We start from the raw sequence: 23,481 nt of genomic DNA, 5'->3' as shown, positions 1-23,481 counted from the left end.
CCGGTTGGGTCGCCCTATGTCACTTCCATATATTCTTATTGCGCTGCTGGTTCTGGCTGTCGCCGGATACATAGTCGGCCGCGGAAAAGCCTTAAGTTCTGCCGGAGGGGATGTGCGAGAGCTCCATTCCCTGCCTGGTTATTACGGCTGGAACGTCGTTGTTTCGATACTGGTTCCTGCCCTCCTGCTGCTCATTGCGTGGCTGATCTTCCAGCCCATCATTCTTGACAGTCAGGTTTCCTCCAAGATTTCCGAAGAGACCATTGCCGCAAGTTCGCTCGACCTCGTCATGAGCGACGTCGTACGTGTTGCCGAGGGTCTCGACCTTGCCGTTTCTCAAGGTGCCATGTCGGCCGACATGGCGTCTTCCATCCGTACCGATCTGACCGACGTGCGCAGCCGTCTCGGCGAGATAGGTGTCGCGCTCGGTTCCGAAGTGACCGCCGAAACGTTGCGGGCCGCGCAGACATACCGCAGCATCTCTGGCACAGGCCTGCTGTTACGGACAATCGCCGTTCTGGCGGTCGGCCTGATCGGTTTCGCTGTCGGTGTTCTGCGCACCAACAAGGATTTCCGTGCCCGCAACGTCGTGGAAACGGTCGTCCGCTATATCCTGATTGCAGCAGCCTCGATCGCCATCCTGACGACTGTCGGCATCGTGCTTTCGCTGATCTTCAACACGGTCGAGTTCTTCCGGCTCTATCCGGCCGCGGACTTCTTCTTCGGCCTGACCTGGGCGCCGAGCTTCGGCGGTGGATCGGAGCTGGGGATCGTGCCGCTGATCTGGGCGACCATGTATATCTCCCTGATCGCACTCGCCGTCGCCGTGCCTATCGGTCTGTTCGCTGCCATCTACCTGTCTGAGTATGCAACGCCGCACGTACGCGCCGTTGCCAAGCCGCTGCTCGAGATCCTGGCCGGTATTCCAACCATCGTTTACGGTCTCTTCGCGCTGCTCACAGTCGGCCCGCTTCTGATGAACGTCTTCGGCTCCGGCGGTGCGCTCGGCGTAAGCTGGATGTCCGGTGCTTCCTCGGTGTTCACCGCGGGCGCTGTCATGGGCATCATGCTGATCCCTTTCGTCAGCTCGCTCTCCGACGACATCATCAACGCTGTGCCGCAGGCCATGCGTGACGGTTCGCTCGGGCTTGGTGCCACCCATTCGGAAACCGTGAAGCAGGTCATTCTGCCGGCGGCCCTGCCGGGGATCGTCGGGGCCATCCTGCTCGCGGCCTCTCGCGCCATCGGTGAAACCATGATTGTTGTTCTGGGGGCCGGCGCGGCTGCCCGCCTCAGCATGAACCCGCTCGAAGCGATGACCACCGTGACCGCGAAGATCGTCAGCCAGCTCACCGGCGACGCCGACTTTGCCTCCCCGGAAGCCCTTGTCGCCTTCGCGCTCGGCATGACCCTGTTCGTCGTGACCCTGGGGCTCAACATCGTCGCGCTCTACATCGTGCGCAAATATCGGGAGCAGTACGACTAATGACCGACACGACCCTTACGCCACCGTCGGGCAAGACCAGCGCTCCGACCCCGCACAAGACCACGTCGATCCTCGAACTCGATCCGCTGACCAGAAAGCGCAACGCCGCTGAAGCGCGCTTCAAGCTCTACGGCATCATTGCCATCGGCATCGGCCTGTTCTTCCTCGTTGCGCTGCTGTGGGCAATTCTGTCCAACGGCCTTGGCGCCTTCAGCCAGACCTTCCTGAAGGTGGATGTACCGCTCAATCAGGAGCAGATTGCCGAAGCGGAAAAGTCGGTGGTCAAGACGTCCAAGTACCGGGCCATCATCGACGACGCCTTTGCCAAGGAACTCGCCGGTGCAAACATCACCACAGACATGTCGGAAAAAGACCTGCAAAAGCTGTTCTCGTCGGGTGCTGCCGCCACGGTCCGTGACTTTGCGCTTGCCAACCCGGACAAGATCGGTTCGACGGTAACCTTCGAGCTGATCGCCTCATCCCGTGTCGACGGCTACCTGAAGGGCCGCGTCAAGCGCGAGGATCTTGCCGAAGACAAGAATCTGGATGCGGCACACCTGGATCTGGCTGACCAGATGCAGTCCGCCGGCATTCTGGAGAAGCGCTTCAACTGGGCCTTCATCACCGGGACCGATGCTTCCGACAGCCGTCCGGAGCAGGCCGGCATCGGGGCGTCCATGATCGGGTCGCTGTTCATGATGCTGGTGGTGCTGTTCCTGTCGCTGCCGATCGGCGTGGCCGCTTCCATCTACCTGGAAGAGTTCGCTCCGCAGAACAAGTTCACAGATCTGATCGAGGTGAATATCTCCAACCTGGCCGCGGTTCCGTCCATCGTTTTCGGTATTCTCGGTCTGGCGGTGTTCATCCAGTTCATGCATCTGCCGCAATCCGCACCGCTGGTCGGTGGCCTGGTGCTGACGCTGATGACACTTCCGACGATCATCATCTCCACCCGCGCCTCCTTGAAGGCTGTTCCGCCGAGCATCCGCGATGCGGCCCTTGGCATTGGCGCCTCCAAGATGCAGTCGATCTTCCACCATGTCCTGCCGCTGGCAATGCCGGGCATTCTGACCGGCACGATCATCGGTCTGGCACAGGCGCTTGGGGAAACCGCTCCGCTGCTCCTGATCGGGATGGTCGGCTTCATCGCCTCCAATTTCCCGGACGGTGTGGCTGCCGGTTTCTTCTCTCCGAACTCGGCCATGCCGGCCCAGATCTACGAGTGGGCGAAACGTGCCGACCCGGCCTTCTATGAACGCGCTTGGGGCGGGATCATCGTGCTGCTGGTCTTCCTCATGACCATGAACATTATCGCTATCATCCTGCGCCGCAGGTTTGAACGCCGCTGGTAAGGATTGCTCCGATGAACGAGATGCCGAATTTTGAACAGGCGAAAACCATGACCGACAGCAAAATTTCCGCGAACAAGGTGCAGGTCTATTATGGCGATACCCACGCCATCAAGGACGTGGACATCGAGATCCAGCCGCGGTCCGTGACTGCCTTCATCGGTCCGTCCGGATGTGGCAAGTCAACGTTCCTGCGGACGATCAACCGTATGAACGACACCATCGACATCTGCCGTGTGGAAGGGTCGATCAAGATCGACGGTGAGGACATCTACGATCCCAAGGTCGATCCCGTACAGCTGCGTGCCAAGGTCGGCATGGTGTTCCAGAAGCCGAACCCGTTTCCCAAGTCGATCTACGACAACATTGCGTACGGTCCGCGGATCCATGGACTGGCCCGCAGCAAGTCCGAGCTTGATGAGATCGTTGCCTCCAGCCTGCAGAAGGCCGGACTTTGGGAAGAAGTCAAAAACCGTCTGGACGAGCCGGGCACCGGCATGTCGGGCGGTCAGCAGCAGCGTCTGTGCATTGCCCGCGCGATTGCCGTCAGCCCGGAAGTGATCCTGATGGACGAACCGTGCTCGGCACTCGACCCCATCGCGACCGCGAAGGTGGAAGAGCTGATCGACGAACTGCGGGAAAACTTCACCATCGTGATCGTGACCCACTCGATGCAGCAGGCTGCCCGTGTGTCTCAGCGTACCGCGTTCTTCCACCTGGGTATTTTGGTGGAGGAAGGTCTGACGGAGGACATCTTTACCAATCCGAAGGACAAGCGTACGCAGGACTATATTACGGGCCGCTTCGGCTAAGCATTTTTTAGGTTTCTGAAGGGGACACAGGATGTCTGAACATACAGTCTCGGCTTACGATGACGAACTGACGGCCATGGCCGGCAAGGTTGCCGAAATGGGTGGTATTGCCGAAAAGGCTTTCGCCGATGCGGTGTCCGCGCTGGTGTCGCAGGATCTGGAGCTTGCCAAGGCGACGATCAAGGGCGATGTCCGGCTGGACAGCCTTTACAACGAACTTGAAGTCAAGCTGATCGAGCTGATCGTCCGCCGCCAGCCTATGGGGCAGGACCTGCGTGAAATCACCGCTGCAACGCGCATTGCCAATGACCTGGAGCGTGTTGGCGATCTTGCAAAGAACGTTGCCAAGCGCGTCATCGCCATCGACAGCGACTTGCAGTCCAAGAAGCTCGCGATCGGTGTGGAGCACATGACGGAACTCGCTCTTTCGCAGCTCAAGCAGGTGCTGGATGCCTACGCCCGGAAGGATGCGGAAGCCGCCCGCCGGGTTCAGGAAGCCGATGCCGAGGTCGATGCGATCTACACGTCGATCTTCCGTGAACTCCTGACCTACATGATGGAAGACCCGCGGGTCATTACCCAGTGCGTCCATCTCTTGTTCTGCGCAAAGAACATCGAGCGCATCGGCGATCACGCGACGAACATCGCCGAGAACGTCTACTACATGGTCACTGGCGAGCGTTTGCCGGAAGACCGGGCAAAGGTCGACGAAACAGGCGCGGTCTGACCTGCTGGTAATCGTCGGATTTGCAGAAGATCTTAACGGCCGGCGCTTCGGCGCCGGTTGCGGTAATTGGAGCGAGATGTATGCCGAAGGTGCTCATCGTTGAAGACGAAGAACCGCTCAGCCTTCTATTGAGATACAATTTGGAAGCGGAAGGGTACTCGGTCGAGTCCTGTGTCCGGGGTGATGAGGCGGAAATCCGCCTGCGGGAAAGCCTGCCGGATCTGTTGCTGCTCGACTGGATGCTGCCGGGACTGTCCGGAATTGAACTGTGCCGCCGCCTGCGGGCGCGCGAAGACACCGAGCGCCTGCCGGTCATCATGCTGACGGCACGCGGTGAGGAAGCAGAGCGCATCCGCGGCCTGTCGACCGGTGCCGACGACTACGTGGTCAAGCCTTTCTCGGTACCGGAATTGATGGCCCGCGTGCGCGCCATCCTGCGCCGGGCAAGCCCGGAAGTGGTGTCCAGCATGTTGCGGTCGGGCGATATCGAACTGGATCGCGAAACGCACCGTGTTCGCCGCAACACCAAGGAAATACACCTGGGGCCGACGGAATTCCGCCTGCTGGAATTCCTGATGACATCGCCTGGCCGTGTCTTCTCCCGCGAACAACTGCTGGATGGGGTCTGGGGTCACGATGTCTACGTGGACGAACGCACTGTCGATGTTCACGTCGGTCGCTTGCGCAAGGCTCTGAACAAGGGCAAGGCGAAGGATCCTATCCGTACCGTCCGTGGTGCCGGATACGCCTTTAATGACCAGTTCACGGCAGTCGGCTGATTTCACCGGCCAACGCCCTGAATGAAGCCCGCCATTGGCGGGCTTTTTTGTCTTGCCCTCAAGTTTTTCATCACGGAGGAAACACCTCCGGGAACCAGCATGCCAGGCGGCGCGGTTGTACCGTTGTTGTTGATTGGCTAGCTTCGGGGTGGAGATCAGCCCGTTTTGAAAGTGAACTCATGACAGCGTTTGTGATCGGCCAGATGCAAATTCAAAATCGCGACTGGATGGCGGAGTACTTTGCAAGAATTCCAGACCTGGTTGCGGCACATGGAGGGCGGTTCCTTGTCCGTGGTGGCAATCCCAGCGGTCTTGAAGGGGATCTGTTGATCCCGGATGCAGCTTTTATCCTCGAGTTCCCTGACCGGGAAAGCGCTAACGATTTCTGGACTTCTGCGGAATTTCAAGATCTTGCGAAGCTGCGGCGCTCCGGTTCCAGGTTGAACGCGATCCTGGTCGATAGACTAGTCGAATAACCGGATGCCGTTAGCCTCGGGAGCGCGAGAGAAAGTCACACTTCCTGCGAGATTCCGAAAGCGGGTTTGCGACCAGTCATTGGCGATCGAAAGTGTGTTCAAGGAACGAAAAAAGCCCGCCAGATGGCGGGCTTTCTCATGAATTGGTTCGGTGCGAGGCTATCAGCCTGCCTGAGCCATCGTCTTGCGGTCGCGGCGGCGGTCGGCGACCGGCTGATACGCGATCTTGCAGTGATGAGCGCAGTAGGGGACGCCGGCATCGGACTGGCGGCCGCAGAAGTAGAAGTCGTCGGTTGCCGGGTCGCCAATCGGCCATTTGCAGGTCCGCTCGGTCAGCGTCAGGATCGTTGCCCGCTGCGAGATCGGAACAAGTTCTGCAATCGGCTCCACGCGCGGCTTGGCAGCCACCACTGGTGCAGGCGAGATGTCTGCTTTCAGGGCCGTTGCGCCGATCGACTGCGGATGTGACGTCGTCGGTTTCTTCGGCGCTGCACCCGTGGCAGGAGCTGCGGTGCGCGGCCGGCGCGGCTTGGCGCTTGAAGAGGTGGACTTGGCGCGGCCGGACAGGCCAAGGCGGTGCACCTTGCCGATCACGGCGTTACGGGTAACACCACCCAGTTCGCCTGCGATCTGGCTTGCGCTCAAGCCGTCGCCCCAAAGCTTTTTGAGAAGCTCAACTCGTTCGTTTGTCCAACTCATTGCCGCACCCTTTAGTTTGACCGTCCTGCGGCCATTAACCCCGTGTTAAGCATGCGCAAGCACGCTTAATGCTGGCAGATCTAGTGCCTCTTGGTGATTTGCCTCACGAGATCTCGTGTCTGATTGCTGAGAGGTTACAATAACGTTAATTTGTCAGGCAACCACTCGACCCAAACCAGTTGGGGATGAAACGACTTTTCCCCAATTATGGCGAGGTCATTGAGAATTTTATGAAATCCGCCCTCTGCGGCACATGAAATGTCTTGTGCGCCATTTCCATTGACAGTGCATGGTACCGGCAGTGTATAAGAAAGCCGCTGCGTGCCGCCTCATCGGGGCGGCACGTTGCGTTTTGGCCCTTCGGCATCTTTTCAAGGTGACGGCTCGGCGTCGGGGCGACGCAGGGACAGCAGGGGCGTTTAAAGGAGACAAACGAGGTTATGTCCGCGACTGCACTATTCGGAAATTACGCAAGATCGAACCTTTCTTTCGATCATGGGGAAGGCGTCTGGCTGGTTACCACCGATGGCCGACGATTCCTCGATTGCGGTTCCGGCATCGCGGTCAACGCACTCGGTCATGCCCATCCGCATCTGGTCAAGGCATTGCAGGATCAGGCAGCCAAGCTGTGGCATACCTCCAACCTGCACCAGATCCCGGATGGCGAACGGCTGGCGCAGCGCCTGTGCGCGGAAACCTTTGCCGACAAGGTGCTGTTCGTGAATTCCGGCGCGGAAGCGATGGAAGCTGCCATCAAATGCGCGCGCCGTTATCATTATGACAACGGCAACCCCGAGCGGTTCCACATCGTGACCTTCGAAGGCGCTTTCCATGGCCGGACCATCGCGACCATCGCGGCTGGCGGCCAGGCGAAATATCTTGAGGGCTTCGGCCCGAAGGCTCCCGGTTTCGATCAGGTGCCGGCAGGAGACCTGGATGCGCTGAAAGATGCCATCGGTCCGCAAACGGCCGCAATCGCGATCGAGCCCGTGCAGGGCGAGGGCGGGATCCGCGAAATTCCGGCCGATTTCCTGCGTGCGCTGCGCAAGATCTGTGATGACAACGGCATTCTGCTGATCTTCGACGAGATCCAGACCGGTGTCGGACGGACCGGCAAGCTGTTCGCTCACCAGTGGGCGGGCGTGGAACCGGACCTGATGGCAATCGCCAAGGGTATCGGCGGCGGGTTCCCGATGGGCGCATGTCTTGCAACGGCAGAAACGGCAGCGGCGCTGTCACCCGGGACCCACGGCACCACCTTTGGCGGCAATCCGCTGGCCATGGCAGTCGGCAATGCCGTTCTGGACGTCGTTCTGGAAGACGGGTTCCTGGAAGGTGTCCGTCAGAAGGGGCTCAGCTTCAAGCAGAAGCTGGCCGGACTGGTGGATAGCCATCCGGACGTTCTGGCGGAAGTGCGCGGCAACGGCCTGATGCTCGGTCTGAAATGCGTGGTGCCGGTAGCAGATTATGTGCTTGCAGCCCGTGAAGCCGGTCTGCTGGCAGTTCCTGCCGGCGATAACGTGGTGCGCATCATGCCGCCGCTGACCATGAGCGAAGAGGAAATTTCCATTGCTGTCGAGCGCCTGGAACAGGCTGCTGTCGCCGTGGAAGCGAAATTGGCGGAAGGAGCGGCCTGATGACCGCAAACGGAACCTACCGGAACTTTCTGGATCTGACGGACTTCGAAGGCGAAGAACTGCGCGCCATCCTGGACACCAGCCGGAAGATCAAGTCGAGCCGTAACGGCGTGCATCGCGGCCAGGGTCCTCTGGCGGGCAAGGTGCTCGCCATGATTTTCGAACAGCCGTCCACCCGTACGCGCATTTCCTTCGATGTCGGCATGCGTGAGCTTGGCGGCGAGACCTTGATGCTGACCGGTGCGGAAATGCAGCTCGGCCGCGGCGAGACAATCGCCGATACGGCGCGGGTTCTGTCACGCTTCGTCGACGCGATCATGATCCGCATCCTCGATCACAACGACCTGCGTGAACTTGCCGAAAATGCGACAGTGCCGGTGATCAACGGCCTGACCAAGCTCTCGCATCCCTGTCAGATCATGGCGGATCTGTTGACCTTTGAAGAGCATCGCGGTTCGATCAAGGGCAAGAGCGTTGCCTGGACCGGTGACAGCAACAACGTGCTCGCCTCCTGGATTCATGCCGCGCCGCGCTTCGATTTCGAATTGCGCATCGCGACGCCGGGCGAACTGGCGCCGCCGATGGACCTGATTGAAACTGCTCGTGCCAAGGGTGGTTCCATTCAGGTCACGACGGACCCATATGAGGCAGTCAAGGGGACCGACTGTGTCGTGACCGACTGCTGGGTGTCCATGGGTGATGATGATGCGGAATCGCGTCACAATCTCCTCAGCGCCTATCAGGTCAACAAGCGCCTGATGGCTGAGGCAAACCAGGACGCCCTGTTCATGCATTGCCTGCCGGCCCACCGGGGTGAGGAAGTCACCTCGGACGTCATGGACGGTCCCAACTCCGTTGTGTTTGACGAAGCCGAAAACCGGCTCCATGCCCAAAAGGGCATTCTGGCCTGGTGCTTCGGCGCAGCATAAGGCAAGCCAAGTGGCACTTAATCTTGATGAACTGGGCATTACGCCTGCAGGGCTGGACGCTGTCCGGCCCTTTGCCGTGGAAGGGCTCGATGTGCGCGGCCGGGCGGTCGCGCTTGGTCCTGTCCTGGAAAAAATTCTGGACCGGCATGCCTATCCGGAACCGGTCTCGCGCCTGCTGGCGGAAGCGATCGTTCTGACCAGCCTCTTGGGCACGTCGCTGAAATTCGACGGTCGCTTCACGCTGCAGACGCAGACGAAGGGGCCGGTGTCCATGCTGGTCGTCGACTTCAAGTCACCCGACGCAATCCGCGCCTGCGCAACCTTCAATGCTGCAGAAGTCGCGGCGCTGATGGCTGACGGCAAGGCGACGCAGGAGGCCCTTCTCGGCCACGGACATCTGGCGATGACCATCGACCAGGGAATGCACATGCAGCGCTACCAGGGACTGGTGGAGCTGGATGGTGTGTCGCTGGAAGAAGTCGCACGCCGGTACTTCGAGCGATCCGAGCAGATCCCGACAGAAGTTCGTCTTGGTGTCGGTGAACTGTTCACCCGCCAGGAAGGCGAGGGTCACGTGAAAACCTGGACAGCCGGCGGGATCCTGATCCAGTTCCTGCCGGAAGCGCCGGAACGCATGCGCCAGGCTGACATCGACCCGGGCAATGCCCCGGAAGGCACGAGCCCGCACGAGATTGACGAGGACGATGCCTGGGTGGAAGCCAAGGTACTTGTCGAGACGGTCAAGGATGTCGAACTGACAGATCCGGAAGTCAGCGTGGAAATGCTGCTCTTCCGCCTGTTTCACGAACGCGGCGTCCGCCTTTTCGAGCCGCAGCCGCTGGTCGACAAGTGCAGCTGCTCTCGCGAGAAGATCGAGAATGTTCTCGCCGGGTTCAGCGACGACGACGTCGACCACATGACTGTCGACGGCAAGATCATCGTCACCTGCGAGTTCTGCTGCACCAGCTACGAATTCGACGGCAAGCCCGGCCAGTAAGCCGGCCTGTCGTGAAATTCAAAAAGCCCGGATCGGAAACGGTCCGGGCTTTTTTCCTTGCTGCCTTGCGCGTAAGCCCTGGACTTGCGCTGCGCTTGTCCGGGCACGTAGTGGGTCCTAACTCGTGAGCCGATCCACGAATGCCCTGACTGCTTCGGCTGCCAGCTTGATGTTGCCGTCGAGTGTCGCCGGCGACTTGCCGCGCGGGCCGAAGTCATGGTTGCCATCTTCCAGATAGGTCAGGCTGACGTGAGCGGGCAGGGCGACTTCATCGAGTTCCGCCTTCGAGCCGAACGGATCCCGGTCGCCCTGGAGCACCAGAACCGGCCGTTTGGCGTCCTGCAGCGGCTGGAGCCGCCACTCGGCATCGGCCTTGCCGGTCGGGTGGAAAGGGTAGCCGAAACAGGCAACGCCCTTGGCGCGACCAGGCAACGAGCCGCCGCCCGCCAGCATCGCGGCGACCCTACCACCCATCGATTTGCCGCCGATCAGCAGAGGGCCGTCACTCTGGCTGAGGACAGATTGCAGGGCGGTCTGGAACTCGGCAATCAGCTTGTCGGCCCGGGGCGGCGGCTTTTTCGGGCCTCCCGTCCGGCGGCCGGCCATATAGGCAAATTCAAAGCGTGCGGCCGCAATGCCTTGGCTCGAGAGGGCTGCCGCGAGCTTGTTCATGAACGCTGAGTCCATGGCAGCGCCAGCGCCATGGGCCAGCAGCAGGGTTGCCACAGGTGGCGTTTCGGGGCGGGTCCAGAGAAAGTCGGTCATGATGATGTGATCTGTCGCGGCGGCAAGGAATGATATCAGGAGTATTGTCGTATCGCCCTATCGTGCCATCGGGACCGTGGCAAGCAGCATTAGTCAGGACGTTTCAAAAGACCCCATGTTTGACCAGATCGACATCAACCAGGTTCGCATGGCCTGTTTCGGCGGCATCTTTCTGATAATGGCGCTGTTGGAGGCGGGCTTGCCACGGCGGCGCCTGAAGAGCAGCCGTTTGAAGCGCTGGCCGACCAACTGGGGCATTGTTCTGCTTGATGCCCTTCTGGTGCGGCTGATCTTCCCCATCGGCGGTGTCGGCCTTGCAATGCTGGCACAGGAAAACGGTTGGGGTCTCTTTGCATTGCTCGGCTGGTCAGGTGTTGTGGCCGGTCTGATCACCTTTGTCGTGCTCGATCTTGCGGTGTGGTTTCAGCATCTGGTGTCGCACAAGGTTCCCCTGTTCTGGCGCATTCACCGCATGCACCATGCAGATAGTGAGGTGGACGCAACAACCGCGCTCAGGTTCCACCCGATCGAAATTCTGCTGTCCTTCCTCTGGAAAGGGGTGGTCATCATCGCCCTCGGCGGTCCTGTTGAAGCCGTGCTGATCTTCGAGATCGTTCTCAACGGTTCTGCGGTTTTCAGCCACGCCAATGTCCGCTTGCCGCTTTGGCTGGACCGCCCCTTGCGGTTTCTGATCGTCACTCCGGACATGCACCGCATTCATCACTCGGTGCTACCGCACGAGACGGATTCCAACTACGGATTCTACCTTTCGGTCTGGGACCGTCTGTTCGGAACCTACGTGGAAGATCCCGAGCAGGGACAGGAAACGATGGAAATCGGGCTCGGCGCCGCGCTCACACCGCGTGCGCATTCGTTTCCCTTCAGCCTGGCGATCCCGTTCCTGAAAAATCCGGACCGCCAGAAGGAGGCGCGCGTCGAGGACGCGAAAGGCCAAAGCTGACCTGGTCCCTTGTCGGGAATGGCCGGAAAAGTCAGAAGAAGCTCATGGGAAAATAGCGCAGGTAAAGCTCGCGGTAGATGCCCTTCTGGTGCAGCTGGCGCAAGGCATAGGTGAGGGCCGCAGCCCGTTCCGGGTCGTCCTGACGCGTCGCAATAGCCATGCCTTCGTCAAAATAGCCCGGCTCCAGCCACGGGCCGCCGGCAAAGGCACAGCAGCCATCTGCAGCTTCGCTCGGCAGCCAGAACGACAGGTTCAGGCCATCGCCGAACAAAGCATCGGCCGACCCGCCCTTGACCGCCTCACGTGTCGCCTCTGCGGTTTCCAGACTGATGATCTCGGCATCGGGAAAGAAGCGCTTGGCAAACGCCTCGTAGCGGGACCCGGCTTCAACGGCTATCCGCTTGCCGGTGAGAGCCTGCTCGTTGAAATCGGACGCGTTGTACGCTCGAACCACAAACCGCGCCGGCAGCTTCAGATAGTCTTCTGTGAAGTTGAGGCGGCGCGTGGAGGGGAGGCTGCGCGACAGGCCGGAGATGATCGCGTCACCTTCTTCTTCGTCCAGTGCAGGCAGAAGAACCTCGAAGTCCTTGATGCGCAGGGCGCAGGAACTTCCCAGCTCCTGGCAGAGAGCCCGCGCGAGATCGACATTGAAGCCGGTAAGACGGCCATGCTGGTCACGAAAGACGAAGGGCGGATATCCGTCGGTCGCCAGAAACTGGATCTTGTCCGGAATGGCATTCGGCCGGTCGTGGACGGCTTTCGGATCCCAGAAATTGGGAACGCGGACCGAAGCCTCCTGGGCTGAAGCCGACAGGATGCCGAGCGCCAAAGTCCCGAGCGCCAAAGTGCCAAGCGTCAGCAGCCCGGCTGCAACGCGGCAGATAGTCTTGAGTGGTGGCAGTGAAGCAGGCACGCGGACGTCTCGTTCCATATCAGGTCATGGTCGGCAATACGCGCCGGGAATCGTGCAGACAGAATATCGCGAACCGGCAGCGCTTGTCAGCCCGCTCCGTCGAAGATGGCACGAGGCATTCCTGAAAACAAACGCGTGAACTCTGACAGGCACAGCGTCGGCTGAATTCCGCGAAGTGCGGTCAGGTTTCCGGTTCCGGATCATAGGAGCGCAGGACGACGATCGTGTCGAAACCCTTGATGTCGTCTTCATAGAAATGCGCTTCGGTGAAAGTTGCATAGGCTTCCATGGAAGAGCACTGCACGGTTAGTACCAGATCGGCCGGACCTGTGACGTGGTAGATCTTTTTCACTTCCCGAAGCTTCAGTAACTTCTGTCGCAACTTCGCCATACGCTCCGGCTGTCCACGCGACAGCATGAGCATCACGAGCAAGGTGACGGAAGCGCCAGTTGCCTCCGGTGACACGATGGCCACTTCCCGCTCGATTGCCCCGACTTCTCTCAGGCGTTGCACCCTGCGCAGGCAGGCGGCAGACGACAGGCCAACCTTCTCGGAAAGCTCCTTGCCGGTCTGGCGGGCATCGAGACTGAGGAGATGCAGCAGCTGATGATCGAAATCGTCCAGATCCATGATGAGAAGTCCTGTTCGGTACAATTGTGCGGAAGTTTATCAAAAAATCTGAATTTTCGCGAAACTATCGCTGAAGTTCGAGAATTTCGCGCACTGTCCGTCGAGGACTTTTTCTAAGCTTGCACCTGTCCCGTTGGAAAGGAGCAAAACAGATGACCGATCACCTTGTACCCCTGCACCTGGCACGCGTCCGTAGAGCCGGTCTCGGTGCTGCCGTCTTGCACTTTGCGCTGAAGTGCCTGCGCCGTCGGCGCGATATGGCCCACCTGGCGGATCTGCCCGACTACCTCCTGAAGGATGTTGGCCTCAGCCGTGCAGATGTCCGGACCCCCCCACAGGTCGGCGAAACGCTGCGCTGAAGAAAAGTCACTGAAAAATTCGGGAATTGGATTGGTTGTTTGGAGCGGGTGAGGGGAATCGAACCCCCGTCTTAAGCTTGGGAAGCTTCTGCTCTACCATTGAGCTACACCCGCCGAACCTGATGAGCTTTCTGCGCCGACTTGCCCGACCTGTCAAGCACGCTTCTCTGATGGGTAGATGCTTTTCCAAAGCGCTGCGATCTTGCGCTGCGACGCTGAAATCGCCATGTTCCGGCCCGGGCAGTGCGGTACGCACGAAAAGACATCAAACCGGGTCATATATATGCGAAATCAGGTCAGGGCGCTGGTCACCTCACGCAACTGGGAAGTCTGCATCATCGGCGTTATCGTTTTGAACGCGGTGACGCTCGGTCTGGAGACCAGTCCTGCTGTCATGGCAGAGGTAGGCAGTTTCCTCAGGCTGGTCGATCAGGTGATCCTGGGCATTTTCGTCGTTGAACTGGCTCTGCGGCTCTATGCCCATGGCCTGAAGTTCTTCAAGGACCCCTGGAGCCTCTTCGACTTCAGCATCGTTGCAATCTCGCTGATGCCGGCAACAGGCAACCTGTCCGTTCTGCGGTCGCTGCGAATCCTGAGGGCTCTGCGCCTCATTTCCGTCGTACCGTCCCTGCGCCGTGTTATCGGCGGGCTGGTGGCCGCCCTGCCGGGTATGGGCTCCATCGTCGTGCTGATGGCGCTGGTCTTTTACGTCTTCGCCGTCATGGCGACCAAGCTCTATGGCGAAGCCTTTCCGGAATGGTTCGGCAATCTCGGCGCATCGCTCTACACGCTGTTCCAGGTCATGACACTGGAAAGCTGGTCCATGGGCATCGTGCGTCCGGTCATGGATGTCTATCCCTATTCCTGGCTGTTCTTTGTCCCCTTCATCCTGTGCACGGCCTTCACGGTTCTGAACCTCTTCATCGGTATTATCGTCTCTGCCATGCAGGAGGAGCACGAGGCCGAAGCAGACGCCAACCGCCAGGCGATCCATGACGACACAGGCCTGATCCTGGAAGAGGTCAGGGCGCTTCGAGCAGAACTGAAAGAGCTGAAGGCGGAAGCCGGCAAGACGCGGACGTAAGACCTGCGACGCTTGATGCTGGTGATCATTCGGGTGACCTATCGGCGCGGTTTTGCTCTCCAGCAACGGGCAGGAGGGGGCGTGCATCCCGCATGGGTGAGGAGAGCCGTAGTCGGTCGGCTACTTGGCGAGTAGTGCAATTGCTTTGTCTAACAGATCCGGCTCTCAACTCCCGCTGATGCGACGTCGGCCCGGGATATCCAACCATCCGTTCGTCATTGCCGAACTTGATCCGGCAATCCAAGCCGTGATTTCGGTCGAACGGCACAAGGCTGTTTGGTGAGGAAACGGCATGGATCCCATGGTCTCGCCATGGGATGACGTAAGCGACTGTCGGCTATTTGAGGGGGGCAATCAGCCTCATTCGGAAAAGTTGGAAAGAACTTCCCGACTTGGAGACCTTATAGCTCTGCCAGAACCTCTTCGGGCCCTTCGACCGTCAGCGTCACTCCGTCTTCGGTGTAGTCGCGGGTCATCACCGTCAGGCCGAGGGTCTCGATCCGCCGTTCCAGTTCCGATCCGGAAGCAAAATCTGCGCGAACTGTTTTCGACAGTATCTTTCGAAACGGTATCAGGTCGGCGTTGTTGATCGCATCCTGCGCCGCGCCGGAATAGGCCCGGGCGAGGCCCCCACCGCCGAGTTTCGTTCCGCCGAAATAACGCACGATCAGAACAGCGCAGTTGATCAGTTCGGCGCCTTGCAGCACGCGCAATGTTGGCATGCCGGAGGTGCCAGCGGGTTCGCCGTCGTCCTTGCCGCTCTCCTCAATCCGGTCGTCCTCCAGAAGTCTCCGGTGCGCCGTGACGATGTGATTGGCTTTCTTGTGCTCCTTGCGCAGCTCTTCCATCCGCTGGTCGAACATGTCCACCGGCACCAGATGCGCCAGAAAGCGGGACTTCCGGTCTTCCAGAAATCCTTCAAACTCACGGGTGACGGTATTCAGGGCCATCGGCGGTCAGGCGGGTGCCTTGAAGTGCTTGGACAGCTTGAGTGCCTGGCCCTGATAGTTGGAGCCGATGCCTTCACCGTAGAGCGTCGCCGGGCGCTCCGCCATGTGCTCATAGACCAGACGGCCAATGGTCTGGCCATGTTCCACGATGAACGGGACATCATGCGAGCGGACTTCGAGAACCGCACGCGAGCCGACACCACCGGCGCTGGCGTGGCCAAAACCGGGGTCGAAGAAGCCAGCGTAATGGACGCGGAATTCGCCGACGAGCGGATCGAACGGCACCATTTCGGCGGCATAGTCCGGCGGCACATGCACCGCTTCCTGGCTGACCAGAATATAGAATGCATCCGGATCGAGGATCAGCTCCGCCCGTTGGCGGCGATAGATAGGCTCCCAGAAATCGAGGACGTCCTGCGCGCCGACGACATCCACATCGATCAGTCCGGAGTGTTGCTTGGCGCGATATCCGATCAGGCTGTCGGGTCCGGTCCCTTCCAGATCGATGGAGAGCTGCACACCATTGCCGATGCGCTCGTTGCCGCCGCTCATCAGCGTGTGGGCCTTGTGGACCTCTTCCAGTTCCGCATCGGGAATGAGCGATTGACCGCGCCGGAAGCGGATCTGGCTGAGGCGGGACCCGGACCGCACGAGGATCGGAAAGGTCAGCGGCGAGATTTCGGCATAAAGCGGACCGGTGTAGCCGGCCGGAATGGTGTCGAAGGCAAGACCGTTGTCTGTGATGACACGCGTGAAGACGTCCAGGCGACCGGTCGAGCTTTTCGGGTTGGCAGTTGCGGAAATGTCGGGAGCCAGGGCGAGGCTTTCCTGCAGCGGCACGATATAGACGCAGCCAGTTTCAAGGACGGCACCTTCGCTCAGGTCGACCGTGTGCAGTTTCATCTGCTCAAGCCGAGCCGCTACCTGGATGTCGGGGCCCGGCAGGAAGCTGGCACGCACCCGGTAGGCTTCCTTGCCCAGGCGCAGGTCGAGGCTGGCAGGCTGTATCTGACCGGTGACAGGCGGTGCGTCCGCTGAAATCTCTCCGGCGGCGAACATGGCCTGGATTACCCGTTCCGGCAGAATGCCGTTTGCTGTGAGAAGTGCGCTTCCGTTCAAGACCTGACCCGCTGTGACGTTCATGAAGATGTTCCGCATTATGCTGGTCTATGGTCATTAAAGGATCGGGCCGCCCGCGCCAACAGGCATTCTGGCAGAACGGGGCTTTTGAGGCGAACGTGCGCAAGACAATTGACCTGTGCCTGCTTTTCCCGTAGGACAGGCTCACTTCGTGGTGATTTGGGCCGGCCGGCTTGCAGCCACGTTAAACAAGTTGCTAAAAAGGCCGGAGGTGAGAACCCCGGTCTTGAGGCTGGGGTTTTTTGCGTTTGGAGCGAATGAAAGACATGACTGAGACCACCAAGACCGGAAACAAGAACTGGCGCCCTGCAACCACCCTGGTTCATGGCGGCACCATGCGGTCACCGTTTGGTGAGACCTCGGAGACCATCTACCTGACCCAGGGCTTCACCTACAGCGGTGCCGAAGCTGCCGAGGCCAGGTTCAATGGCGAGGATCCGGGTTATGTCTATTCCCGCTATGCCAACCCGACCGTCACCATGTTCGAGGACCGCATCAAGGCACTGGAAGGGGCTGAGGCTGCGCGGGCAACCGCCAGCGGCATGGCGGCCGTCAATCTGGCGCTGATGGCAGCGGTAAGGGCAGGCGATCACGTGATTGCCGCCAAGGCCCTGTTCGGCTCCTGCCGCTATATTTGCGAAACACTGCTGCCGCGCTTCGGCGTTGAAAGCACGCTGGTAGACGGAACGGACATCGAGCAGTGGAAGGCGGCTGTACGGCCGAACACCAAGGCCCTGTTCCTGGAAAGCCCGACCAACCCGACGCTGGAAGTCATCGACATCGAGGCCGTGGCACAGATCGCCAAGGAAGCCGGTGCCCGTCTGATCGTCGACAACGTGTTTGCGACCCCGCTTTATCAGTCGCCGTTTCAGCTCGGTGCCGACGTGGTCGTCTATTCGGCCACCAAGCACATCGATGGCCAGGGCCGGTGCCTCGGCGGTGTGATCCTGTCGGACGAGGAATGGATCAACGACGAGGTCATGCCCTTCATCAAGCATACCGGTCCGCACATGAGCCCCTTCAGTGCCTGGGTCCTGTTGAAGGGCCTGGAAACGCTACCGCTGCGCGTTGCGCGCCAGACGGAAACGGCGGGCAGGATTGCCGACTATCTGGCAAGCCAGTCCAAGGTCGCGCGGCTGATCTATCCGGGCCGGGACGACCACCCGCAGGCCGATGTCGCCAAACGCCAGATGAGCGGTGGGTCCACCATGTTGGCGATGGAAATCGAAGGCGGCAAGGAAGCGGCGTTCCGTTTCACAAACGCGCTGGAAATCGTCAAGATCTCCAATAACCTGGGCGACGCCAAGAGCCTGATCACCCATCCGGCGACGACCACGCACCAGTCGATCGGCGAGGAAGCCCGGGAGGAACTCGGCATCACCGATGGTATCCTGCGGCTTTCAATCGGTCTGGAGGATCCGCAGGATCTGCTGGAAGATATCGAGAAGGCACTCCAGGCGATCTAACGGCCTGTCTGCCGCAACGCCTTCACGCCAATGAGCACCCGGGCGCCGGCGGACACGAAGCATATCGCGGCAAAACCGTAGGCAAGCGCAGGAAACCAGGCGGGAACCAGGGCCATCAGCAGGAATAGCGCGATGGTCTCGGTGCCTTCGGCCAGCCCGCCTATGTAATAGAGCGATTTGGAGCCCTGAGCGTCGGTGGTCAGCTTGTTCTTCTCCGCCATGATGGCAAAGGCCAGAAAGGCCGATCCGTTGGCGTAGAAGCTGGCAAGAAGTGCCACCGCCGGCAACGCGTTGCTGGCCGGGTCCTGTATGGCAAAGGCCAGAGGGATTGCGCTGTAGAAGAAGAAATCCAGTGTGATGTCGAGGTAGCCGCCAAGATCCGTCTTGGCCGTTGCCCGGGCCAATGCGCCATCGAGACCGTCTGCAAATCGGTTGACCACGATCAGGAACAAGCCGATCAGGGTATGACCCGTTGCGATAGCGATGGCTGCCCCCATGCCGGCAGCAAAGCCCGCCAAGGTCACGCTGTTGGCAGTAAGCCCCGTGCCGGCAAGGATCAGGCCCAACCGGTTCAGCGGCGGATCGATCAGCGGGCGCAGGTGGGCATCGAACATGTAGAGATCACTGTTTTGGGTCTGACAGATGGTGTTCTTGCAAAATCCGGCCTCAAATCTCAAGCAATTCCGGCCTCATATGTCACAACCCTCTTTCACGCTTGCGTCATTCGCCCTATAAGCCCCTCCTGAACGAGCGGGCACCACCCGTGGAAGTCGCTTCGGACCGGTCTATTTCAAGGTTCGCAGTTCTGAAATTAAGGAAAAGCCGTGTCTGGCAGTTACACCGCCATCACCCAAGGGATCGAAGTCTCCGTCGAGCCGTTTTATCTGGACGATGAATCGCGTCCGGAAGAGAGCGAGTATATCTGGGCGTATATGGTCGAGATCCACAACGGTGGCAGCGAACCGGTGCAGCTGAAGACGCGTTACTGGCAGATAACCGATGCCAGGGGGCGCCAGGAAGAAGTCAGCGGCGAGGGCGTAGTCGGTGAACAGCCGGTGATAGAGCCCGGCGAGACCTATGAATATTCGTCGCACTGCCCGCTTTCGACCGACAGCGGCATCATGGCCGGGTCCTACTCGATGGAACGTCCGGACGGCTCCATGTTCGACGTCGTCATTCCGGCGTTTTCACTCGATCTGCCGGATGCGATCCACAGCCTGAATTGAGGCTATCAACCGATCAGATACTGAGAAGTCCGCCGACAAAGCCGATCAGCAGCCACAAGATCCACTTGCGGCGGTTGAAGGCCGTCAGCAACGTGACCGCGAGTATTCCGAAGATCAGATAGAGGATATGGCCGGCAAAGCCGGTGCCGAGCACCCATGCGAAAAGATCCGGATCCCGGTTCTTTGCCAGATGGAAATGGTCTTCGGCAAACATCACCAGCGCGTCAGCTGCAAGGCCGCAGATGAAACCTGCAAAGGCAATCATCATTCGCGTGCCCCAGTTCGCCTGCTTTGGAGCGGTGCGAACCTGCACGTACCGGACAGCATAAGGCATGGGGCGCTGTACGCGCAGCCTCTGGCGGCGCCGCCTCAGTGGATAGCGCACACTTGTCCGCTCTCCGATTGCCTGATTGCTCATGTCCCCGTCTCCGCACTGAAGGACCTACAGGTCCCGGCAGCCCACAAGCGTGCTGTCCCCGCACCGGTGATAAGGTGCGGCGGATTGAAGGACCGAAAACAAAAAGGGTTCAATTTGAACGATCTGGTGAAGTTGAAAGGGTGTTTGCTGTTGAGGCCTGTTCCTTGATCCAGATTGTCATGGTGTCCAGCGCGCCCGGTGCGTAGGCACGGCGCCCCAGGACCATGAACAAGGCCTTTGACCAGGATGGCATTTGCCCCTCGAGCTGGTAGTTGAAGGCTTCCGCCCGCAGCAGCGCATGGGTTGCTTCCGGGACGATCACGAAGCGGTTGGCGGGATTGTTGTCCGTCAGGATCTTTCGATAGATGCCGGAATTGAAACGAGGATCGACATTGAGGTCCTCTGCTCCGTGCAGTGTCAGAACGGGCGAGGAGATACGGACAAGGGAGGCGGTCGAGTCGGAAGCCGCATTCCGGCGCGCAAATGTGAAGCGATCTTCCGACATCGGAACCCTGTCCATGCCGCTGTCGAGATAGTCCTGATAGGAAAAATCCCTGTCTAGAAACTTTTGTCCGTCTTTTGCGTCCTGCGCGAGGGCCTTGTCGATCGTCTTGCTGTCCGCACCTGCAAGCTCCAGCCTGCGCCGAGTATAATACACAGCCTGCCGCAGCCAATTGACGGCTCCGCCGACAATCACGAAGAAATCGCCCTGCGCTGGCTCTTCCGCCAGAATGGGCAAAACCCACCCCGCCTGGGAAAAGCCGAGAAATCCGGCTGGAGACGTCTTCAATTCGGGCTGTTCTTTTGCGGTCGCAAGGGCCGTTGCCGCAAGGCGGGCTCGCTCTTCCATGGAAAAGGACAGCCAGTCGCCCTGGCTTTCGCCGACGCCCGGCTTGTCCCAGGAATAGACGGCAAGACCACTGTCCAGAAGACGGCTGATGAGAGGCATGTACCCACCGCCGGAATAGCGGTCGGCGGGCCCGTCCCCGTGAACGATCAGGACCAGAGGCGGGTTTGCGGGTCGAGGATCTTGCAGGCGGGGCAGATGCAACGTTCCGGCGACGGAATATCCGTCGAAGGAAAAGGCTATCGGCCGGGTTTCGTATTCAGAAAGATCGAAATCCTGAAGGCCCTGGAAAATCAGGAAAACACCTGCCAGGACGGTAATCGATACCGCCCCGGCCCAGGCGAGGGCCTTCGTTGCTTTCAAATACCTGCTCCGAGAGGATCAGATGGTCCGGTGACGGGCAATCGCACCGCGCTCGATTGCGGCAACGGTGAGTTTGTCGAGTTTGAAGCGGTCGCGCAGAAGCTGAAGGATGCGCAATTCTTCCTTCTCGACGTGGAGATCGGCAGCCGCGACTTCAACCCCAAGCGCATATGCGGTGTCGTAAAGCCTTGCCGGCAGGACGTCGCCAACCAGCTCCAGCACCAGCTGCAAGCCGTTGTCTTCCTGCAGGATGTCGCCGCAGCGCTGGGCTGCCGGGATGATCCGGTTGCCGTCATAGCCATTGAAAACGGGCAGCATCTTGATCATGTCGCCGATGGTGGCCAGTTCGTTGTCGGTCATCTGGTTGTCCGACGCCGAGACGATAACCATCACGTAGATAAGGGCTTCCTGTACGCTGATCGGCTCGTTCATAGACACTATTCATTCTCCCGTAGCGCCAAAAGACGGAAAATTTCTTCTTGATCGTGCGCCCGATGTAACGGGTTGGAAGACAAGCTTCAAGTCACCGCTACGAGACAATCGATTGACCGGAGTTAACCGCTTTTTTCCGGCGCGATATCTCCGCGGGCGGAAAGAGTTCGCAAAGCCCGAGATTTCGGTCAACTTAGCTGTGTTCATGTGATTGCACATAGAGGCGCGTTGATCTAGTGTCGCGCCGCAGCAACCGGCCGAAAAGTCAAAAAACCGACCCGGTTGCATTCCATCCATTCTCATGAACAGAACGACTTGAAAAATGACCGATCAATCCCTGCCTCCGCTTGACCTTTCGCAAGAGTTTGTCGAGGCGGCCACGAAATCGAAAGCGTGGCCGTTCGAAGAAGCGCGAAAACTGGTCAAACGGATCGAGAAACGGGGAACGGACAAACCGGTTCTGTTCGAAACGGGCTATGGCCCGTCCGGCCTGCCGCACATCGGCACCTTCGGCGAAGTTCTGCGCACCACCATGGTGCGCACGGCGTTTCGGCTGCTGACCGAAGACAAGATTCCGACGCGGCTGCTGTGCTTCTCCGACGACATGGACGGCATGCGCAAGATCCCGGAAAACGTGCCGGACCGCGCAGCGCTTGAGCCATATCTGCAGATGCCTCTGACGGCGGTGCCGAACCCCTTCGGCGGCGACTATGAAAGCTTTGCCGAGCACAACAACGCCATGCTGCGCCGGTTCCTGGATACCTTCGGCTTCGATTATGAATTCGCCAGCGCGACCGAATACTACAAGGCCGGCAAGTTCGATGACGTGCTGCTCCGGGCGACCGAGAAGTACCAGAAGATCATGGACGTGATGCTGCCGACGCTCGGCGCGGAACGTCAGGCGACCTATTCGCCCTTCCTGCCGATCTCGCCGACGTCCGGCCGTGTGCTCTACGTGCCCATGAAGGACGTCAACTCGAAGGACGGCACAATCACCTTTGCGGACGAGACGGGCGAGGACATCACGCTGCCGGTTACCGGCGGCAAGGTGAAGCTGCAGTGGAAGCCCGACTTCGGCATGCGCTGGGCTGCGCTTGACGTCGATTTCGAGATGTTCGGCAAGGATCATATGACCAATGCGCCGATCTACGACAAGATCTGCAACATCCTGGGCGGGACCGCTCCGGAACACTTCGTCTACGAACTGTTCCTGGACGAAAAGGGCGAGAAGATCTCCAAATCCAAGGGCAACGGTCTGACCATCGACGAGTGGCTGACCTACGCTGCACCGGAAAGCCTTGCGCTCTACAATTTCCAGAAGCCGAAGACGGCCAAGAAGCTCTATTTCGACGTCATTCCGAAGGCGGTGGACGAGTATTACACCTTCGTCCAGAAGTACGAGCAGATGCCGGTGGAGCAGAAGCTGCAGAACCCGGCCTGGCACATTCATTCGGGCAACATTCCGAAGATCGACATGCCGGTGCCCTTCGCCATGCTGTTGAACCTTGTGTCCGCCTCCAACGCGGAAAACAAGGACGTGCTGTGGGCATTCATCTCCCGCTACGCTCCGGGCGTGACGGCGTCGACCCATCCGGAACTGGATGCGCTTGTCGGCTATGCGATCCGCTACTTCGACGATTTCGTCAAACCCGCCAAGTCGTTCAAGGTGCCGGACGATGTCGAGCGTACCGCGCTGGAAAAGCTGGACGAAACCCTGGCAGCCCTGCCGGCCGATGCGGATGGCGGTGCCATCCAGGATGCGGTGCTGGACGTTGCCCGGTCCATCGAGCGTTATCAGGACCCGTCCAAAAAGGGTCCCGATGGTGGTCCTGGCGTATCCGTCGTCTGGTTCTCTGCGCTTTACCAGCTTCTGCTCGGGCAGGAAAAGGGACCGCGCTTCGGGTCTTTCGTTGCTCTTTACGGCATTGCCGAAACGCGTGAGATGATCCGCAAGGCACTGGCTGGCGAACTGACAGCCTGATTATCAGACTTCAGGAAAAGCGGCGCACCAGCGCCGCTTTTTTTGTTTTCAGTT

At 59.7% G+C, this 23,481-nt stretch carries 25 protein-coding genes, 1 tRNA gene and 1 riboswitch; of the genes, 15 read left to right on the top strand and 11 right to left on the bottom strand.

Annotated elements, in window-relative coordinates:
• The first annotated feature begins 16 nt into the window (after nt 1-16).
• The 6 genes from pstC (at nt 17) to FIV03_RS27485 (ending at nt 5,629) form a co-directional block, all read left to right on the top strand.
• Nucleotides 17-1,486: a phosphate ABC transporter permease subunit PstC gene (gene pstC / locus FIV03_RS27510; RefSeq protein WP_152511713.1), complete on the top strand. Its 1,470-nt coding sequence runs from the start codon at nt 17-19 to the stop codon at nt 1,484-1,486.
• Nucleotides 1,486-2,838 carry a phosphate ABC transporter permease PstA gene (gene pstA, locus FIV03_RS27505; RefSeq protein WP_152511712.1) on the top strand — a complete coding sequence of 451 codons (1,353 nt, stop codon included), beginning with the start codon at nt 1,486-1,488 and terminating at the stop codon, nt 2,836-2,838. Before pstC ends, pstA begins: the two co-directional genes overlap by 1 nt.
• Nucleotides 2,839-2,849: 11 nt before the next feature.
• The gene (gene pstB, locus FIV03_RS27500; protein ID WP_152511711.1) at nt 2,850-3,647 is read left to right on the top strand and encodes a phosphate ABC transporter ATP-binding protein PstB; all 798 of its coding nucleotides are present in this window, start codon (nt 2,850-2,852) and stop codon (nt 3,645-3,647) included.
• Between the two features lie 31 nt (nt 3,648-3,678).
• Nucleotides 3,679-4,374 (top strand): phosphate signaling complex protein PhoU, encoded by a 696-nt coding sequence (gene phoU / locus FIV03_RS27495; RefSeq protein ID WP_023001814.1) that lies wholly within the window; start codon nt 3,679-3,681, stop codon nt 4,372-4,374.
• Nucleotides 4,375-4,454: 80 nt separating this feature from the next.
• Entirely contained in the window at nt 4,455-5,153 is a 699-nt protein-coding gene (gene phoB / locus FIV03_RS27490; protein ID WP_152511710.1) for a phosphate regulon transcriptional regulator PhoB, read from the top strand.
• Nucleotides 5,154-5,332: 179 nt separating this feature from the next.
• On the top strand, nt 5,333-5,629 hold the full coding sequence (locus FIV03_RS27485; RefSeq protein ID WP_152511709.1) for a DUF1330 domain-containing protein: 297 nt from the start codon (nt 5,333-5,335) through the stop codon (nt 5,627-5,629).
• Nucleotides 5,630-5,791: 162 nt separating this feature from the next.
• Here the strand turns inward: FIV03_RS27485 and FIV03_RS27480 are convergent, their stop codons facing one another.
• On the bottom strand, nt 5,792-6,328 hold the full coding sequence (locus FIV03_RS27480; RefSeq protein ID WP_023001812.1) for a GcrA family cell cycle regulator: 537 nt from the start codon (nt 6,326-6,328) through the stop codon (nt 5,792-5,794).
• Between the two features lie 440 nt (nt 6,329-6,768).
• On the opposite strand from FIV03_RS27480, the gene FIV03_RS27475 reads away from it, so the two are divergent.
• From FIV03_RS27475 to FIV03_RS27465, 3 genes are read left to right on the top strand one after another with little or no spacing between them, the layout of a single operon-like run.
• Nucleotides 6,769-7,965 (top strand): aspartate aminotransferase family protein, encoded by a 1,197-nt coding sequence (locus tag FIV03_RS27475; protein ID WP_152511708.1) that lies wholly within the window; start codon nt 6,769-6,771, stop codon nt 7,963-7,965.
• A complete protein-coding gene (argF, locus tag FIV03_RS27470; RefSeq protein WP_152511707.1) occupies nt 7,965-8,894 on the top strand; it encodes an ornithine carbamoyltransferase in 930 nt (309 codons plus the stop codon). The genes FIV03_RS27475 and argF overlap by 1 nt, the downstream gene beginning before the upstream one ends.
• Nucleotides 8,895-8,904: 10 nt before the next feature.
• Nucleotides 8,905-9,891 carry an Hsp33 family molecular chaperone gene (locus FIV03_RS27465; RefSeq protein WP_152511706.1) on the top strand — a complete coding sequence of 329 codons (987 nt, stop codon included), beginning with the start codon at nt 8,905-8,907 and terminating at the stop codon, nt 9,889-9,891.
• A gap of 117 nt (nt 9,892-10,008) precedes the next feature.
• On the opposite strand, the gene FIV03_RS27460 is transcribed toward FIV03_RS27465, so the two are convergent.
• Nucleotides 10,009-10,656 carry an alpha/beta family hydrolase gene (locus tag FIV03_RS27460; RefSeq protein ID WP_152511705.1) on the bottom strand — a complete coding sequence of 216 codons (648 nt, stop codon included), beginning with the start codon at nt 10,654-10,656 and terminating at the stop codon, nt 10,009-10,011.
• A 115-nt stretch (nt 10,657-10,771) separates the two neighbouring features.
• Here FIV03_RS27460 and FIV03_RS27455 point away from each other — a divergent pair, with 115 nt between their 5' ends.
• Nucleotides 10,772-11,617 carry a sterol desaturase family protein gene (locus FIV03_RS27455; RefSeq protein WP_152511704.1) on the top strand — a complete coding sequence of 282 codons (846 nt, stop codon included), beginning with the start codon at nt 10,772-10,774 and terminating at the stop codon, nt 11,615-11,617.
• Between the two features lie 31 nt (nt 11,618-11,648).
• On the opposite strand, the gene FIV03_RS27450 is transcribed toward FIV03_RS27455, so the two are convergent.
• Together FIV03_RS27450 and FIV03_RS27445 are read right to left on the bottom strand one after the other, a co-directional pair.
• The gene (locus FIV03_RS27450; RefSeq protein WP_209009807.1) at nt 11,649-12,530 is read right to left on the bottom strand and encodes a transporter substrate-binding domain-containing protein; all 882 of its coding nucleotides are present in this window, start codon (nt 12,528-12,530) and stop codon (nt 11,649-11,651) included.
• A gap of 181 nt (nt 12,531-12,711) precedes the next feature.
• Nucleotides 12,712-13,161 carry an Lrp/AsnC family transcriptional regulator gene (locus FIV03_RS27445; protein ID WP_031269661.1) on the bottom strand — a complete coding sequence of 150 codons (450 nt, stop codon included), beginning with the start codon at nt 13,159-13,161 and terminating at the stop codon, nt 12,712-12,714.
• Nucleotides 13,162-13,313: 152 nt separating this feature from the next.
• On the opposite strand from FIV03_RS27445, the gene FIV03_RS27440 reads away from it, so the two are divergent.
• Complete coding sequence (locus tag FIV03_RS27440) at nt 13,314-13,520, top strand: DUF1127 domain-containing protein (protein WP_152511703.1); 207 nt, start codon at nt 13,314-13,316, stop codon at nt 13,518-13,520.
• A gap of 40 nt (nt 13,521-13,560) precedes the next feature.
• On the opposite strand, the gene FIV03_RS27435 is transcribed toward FIV03_RS27440, so the two are convergent.
• Nucleotides 13,561-13,634 (bottom strand) — tRNA-Gly (locus FIV03_RS27435).
• Nucleotides 13,635-13,803: 169 nt separating this feature from the next.
• Between FIV03_RS27435 and FIV03_RS27430 the strand changes: the two genes are divergently transcribed.
• The gene (locus tag FIV03_RS27430) at nt 13,804-14,604 is read left to right on the top strand and encodes an ion transporter (RefSeq protein WP_031269660.1); all 801 of its coding nucleotides are present in this window, start codon (nt 13,804-13,806) and stop codon (nt 14,602-14,604) included.
• Nucleotides 14,605-15,005: 401 nt separating this feature from the next.
• Here the strand turns inward: FIV03_RS27430 and FIV03_RS27425 are convergent, their stop codons facing one another.
• Complete coding sequence (locus FIV03_RS27425; protein WP_152511702.1) at nt 15,006-15,554, bottom strand: YigZ family protein; 549 nt, start codon at nt 15,552-15,554, stop codon at nt 15,006-15,008.
• A gap of 6 nt (nt 15,555-15,560) precedes the next feature.
• Nucleotides 15,561-16,697, bottom strand: a complete 1,137-nt coding sequence (locus FIV03_RS27420) for a 2'-deoxycytidine 5'-triphosphate deaminase (protein WP_062491861.1) — start codon at nt 16,695-16,697, stop codon at nt 15,561-15,563.
• Between the two features lie 138 nt (nt 16,698-16,835).
• A riboswitch (SAM riboswitch) is annotated at nt 16,836-16,915 on the top strand.
• 45 nt (nt 16,916-16,960) lie between these two features.
• Here FIV03_RS27420 and FIV03_RS27415 point away from each other — a divergent pair.
• Nucleotides 16,961-18,160 (top strand): O-succinylhomoserine sulfhydrylase, encoded by a 1,200-nt coding sequence (locus FIV03_RS27415; protein ID WP_152511701.1) that lies wholly within the window; start codon nt 16,961-16,963, stop codon nt 18,158-18,160.
• On the opposite strand, the gene FIV03_RS27410 is transcribed toward FIV03_RS27415, so the two are convergent.
• A complete protein-coding gene (locus FIV03_RS27410) occupies nt 18,157-18,774 on the bottom strand; it encodes a CDP-alcohol phosphatidyltransferase family protein (RefSeq protein ID WP_152511700.1) in 618 nt (205 codons plus the stop codon). The genes FIV03_RS27415 and FIV03_RS27410 overlap by 4 nt on opposite strands.
• Before the next feature lie 210 nt (nt 18,775-18,984).
• Between FIV03_RS27410 and apaG the strand changes: the two genes are divergently transcribed.
• Entirely contained in the window at nt 18,985-19,386 is a 402-nt protein-coding gene (gene apaG / locus FIV03_RS27405) for a Co2+/Mg2+ efflux protein ApaG (RefSeq protein ID WP_023001798.1), read from the top strand.
• A 13-nt stretch (nt 19,387-19,399) separates the two neighbouring features.
• Here the strand turns inward: apaG and FIV03_RS27400 are convergent, their stop codons facing one another.
• From FIV03_RS27400 to FIV03_RS27390, 3 genes are all read right to left on the bottom strand, one after another.
• A complete protein-coding gene (locus tag FIV03_RS27400) occupies nt 19,400-19,804 on the bottom strand; it encodes a hypothetical protein (protein ID WP_152511699.1) in 405 nt (134 codons plus the stop codon).
• A 109-nt stretch (nt 19,805-19,913) separates the two neighbouring features.
• Nucleotides 19,914-21,014 carry an alpha/beta hydrolase gene (locus FIV03_RS27395; protein WP_152511698.1) on the bottom strand — a complete coding sequence of 367 codons (1,101 nt, stop codon included), beginning with the start codon at nt 21,012-21,014 and terminating at the stop codon, nt 19,914-19,916.
• A gap of 18 nt (nt 21,015-21,032) precedes the next feature.
• Nucleotides 21,033-21,446: a tellurite resistance TerB family protein gene (locus tag FIV03_RS27390; protein WP_152512098.1), complete on the bottom strand. Its 414-nt coding sequence runs from the start codon at nt 21,444-21,446 to the stop codon at nt 21,033-21,035.
• A 322-nt stretch (nt 21,447-21,768) separates the two neighbouring features.
• On the opposite strand from FIV03_RS27390, the gene FIV03_RS27385 reads away from it, so the two are divergent.
• Complete coding sequence (locus FIV03_RS27385) at nt 21,769-23,427, top strand: lysine--tRNA ligase (protein WP_152511697.1); 1,659 nt, start codon at nt 21,769-21,771, stop codon at nt 23,425-23,427.
• Nucleotides 23,428-23,481: the final 54 nt, after the last annotated feature.

It is taken from the genome of Labrenzia sp. THAF187b, assembly GCF_009363375.1.
Classification (GTDB): Bacteria; Pseudomonadota; Alphaproteobacteria; order Rhizobiales; family Stappiaceae; genus Roseibium; species Roseibium algicola.
Note: the sequence above shows the minus strand (reverse complement) of the source record. Positions and strands in the feature narration are given on the sequence as shown.

Coding starts and splice junctions, on each gene's coding strand:
- pstC (WP_152511713.1), top strand. CDS start 17: ATGTCACTTCCATATATTCTTATTGCGCTGCTGGTTCTGGCTGTCGCC.
- pstA (WP_152511712.1), top strand. CDS start 1,486: ATGACCGACACGACCCTTACGCCACCGTCGGGCAAGACCAGCGCTCCG.
- pstB (WP_152511711.1), top strand. CDS start 2,850: ATGAACGAGATGCCGAATTTTGAACAGGCGAAAACCATGACCGACAGC.
- phoU (WP_023001814.1), top strand. CDS start 3,679: ATGTCTGAACATACAGTCTCGGCTTACGATGACGAACTGACGGCCATG.
- phoB (WP_152511710.1), top strand. CDS start 4,455: ATGCCGAAGGTGCTCATCGTTGAAGACGAAGAACCGCTCAGCCTTCTA.
- FIV03_RS27485 (WP_152511709.1), top strand. CDS start 5,333: ATGACAGCGTTTGTGATCGGCCAGATGCAAATTCAAAATCGCGACTGG.
- FIV03_RS27480 (WP_023001812.1), bottom strand. CDS start 6,328: ATGAGTTGGACAAACGAACGAGTTGAGCTTCTCAAAAAGCTTTGGGGC.
- FIV03_RS27475 (WP_152511708.1), top strand. CDS start 6,769: ATGTCCGCGACTGCACTATTCGGAAATTACGCAAGATCGAACCTTTCT.
- argF (WP_152511707.1), top strand. CDS start 7,965: ATGACCGCAAACGGAACCTACCGGAACTTTCTGGATCTGACGGACTTC.
- FIV03_RS27460 (WP_152511705.1), bottom strand. CDS start 10,656: ATGACCGACTTTCTCTGGACCCGCCCCGAAACGCCACCTGTGGCAACC.
- FIV03_RS27455 (WP_152511704.1), top strand. CDS start 10,772: ATGTTTGACCAGATCGACATCAACCAGGTTCGCATGGCCTGTTTCGGC.
- FIV03_RS27445 (WP_031269661.1), bottom strand. CDS start 13,161: ATGGATCTGGACGATTTCGATCATCAGCTGCTGCATCTCCTCAGTCTC.
- FIV03_RS27440 (WP_152511703.1), top strand. CDS start 13,314: ATGACCGATCACCTTGTACCCCTGCACCTGGCACGCGTCCGTAGAGCC.
- FIV03_RS27430 (WP_031269660.1), top strand. CDS start 13,804: ATGCGAAATCAGGTCAGGGCGCTGGTCACCTCACGCAACTGGGAAGTC.
- FIV03_RS27425 (WP_152511702.1), bottom strand. CDS start 15,554: ATGGCCCTGAATACCGTCACCCGTGAGTTTGAAGGATTTCTGGAAGAC.
- FIV03_RS27420 (WP_062491861.1), bottom strand. CDS start 16,697: ATGAACGTCACAGCGGGTCAGGTCTTGAACGGAAGCGCACTTCTCACA.
- FIV03_RS27415 (WP_152511701.1), top strand. CDS start 16,961: ATGACTGAGACCACCAAGACCGGAAACAAGAACTGGCGCCCTGCAACC.
- FIV03_RS27410 (WP_152511700.1), bottom strand. CDS start 18,774: ATGTTCGATGCCCACCTGCGCCCGCTGATCGATCCGCCGCTGAACCGG.
- FIV03_RS27400 (WP_152511699.1), bottom strand. CDS start 19,804: ATGAGCAATCAGGCAATCGGAGAGCGGACAAGTGTGCGCTATCCACTG.
- FIV03_RS27390 (WP_152512098.1), bottom strand. CDS start 21,446: ATGAACGAGCCGATCAGCGTACAGGAAGCCCTTATCTACGTGATGGTT.
- FIV03_RS27385 (WP_152511697.1), top strand. CDS start 21,769: ATGACCGATCAATCCCTGCCTCCGCTTGACCTTTCGCAAGAGTTTGTC.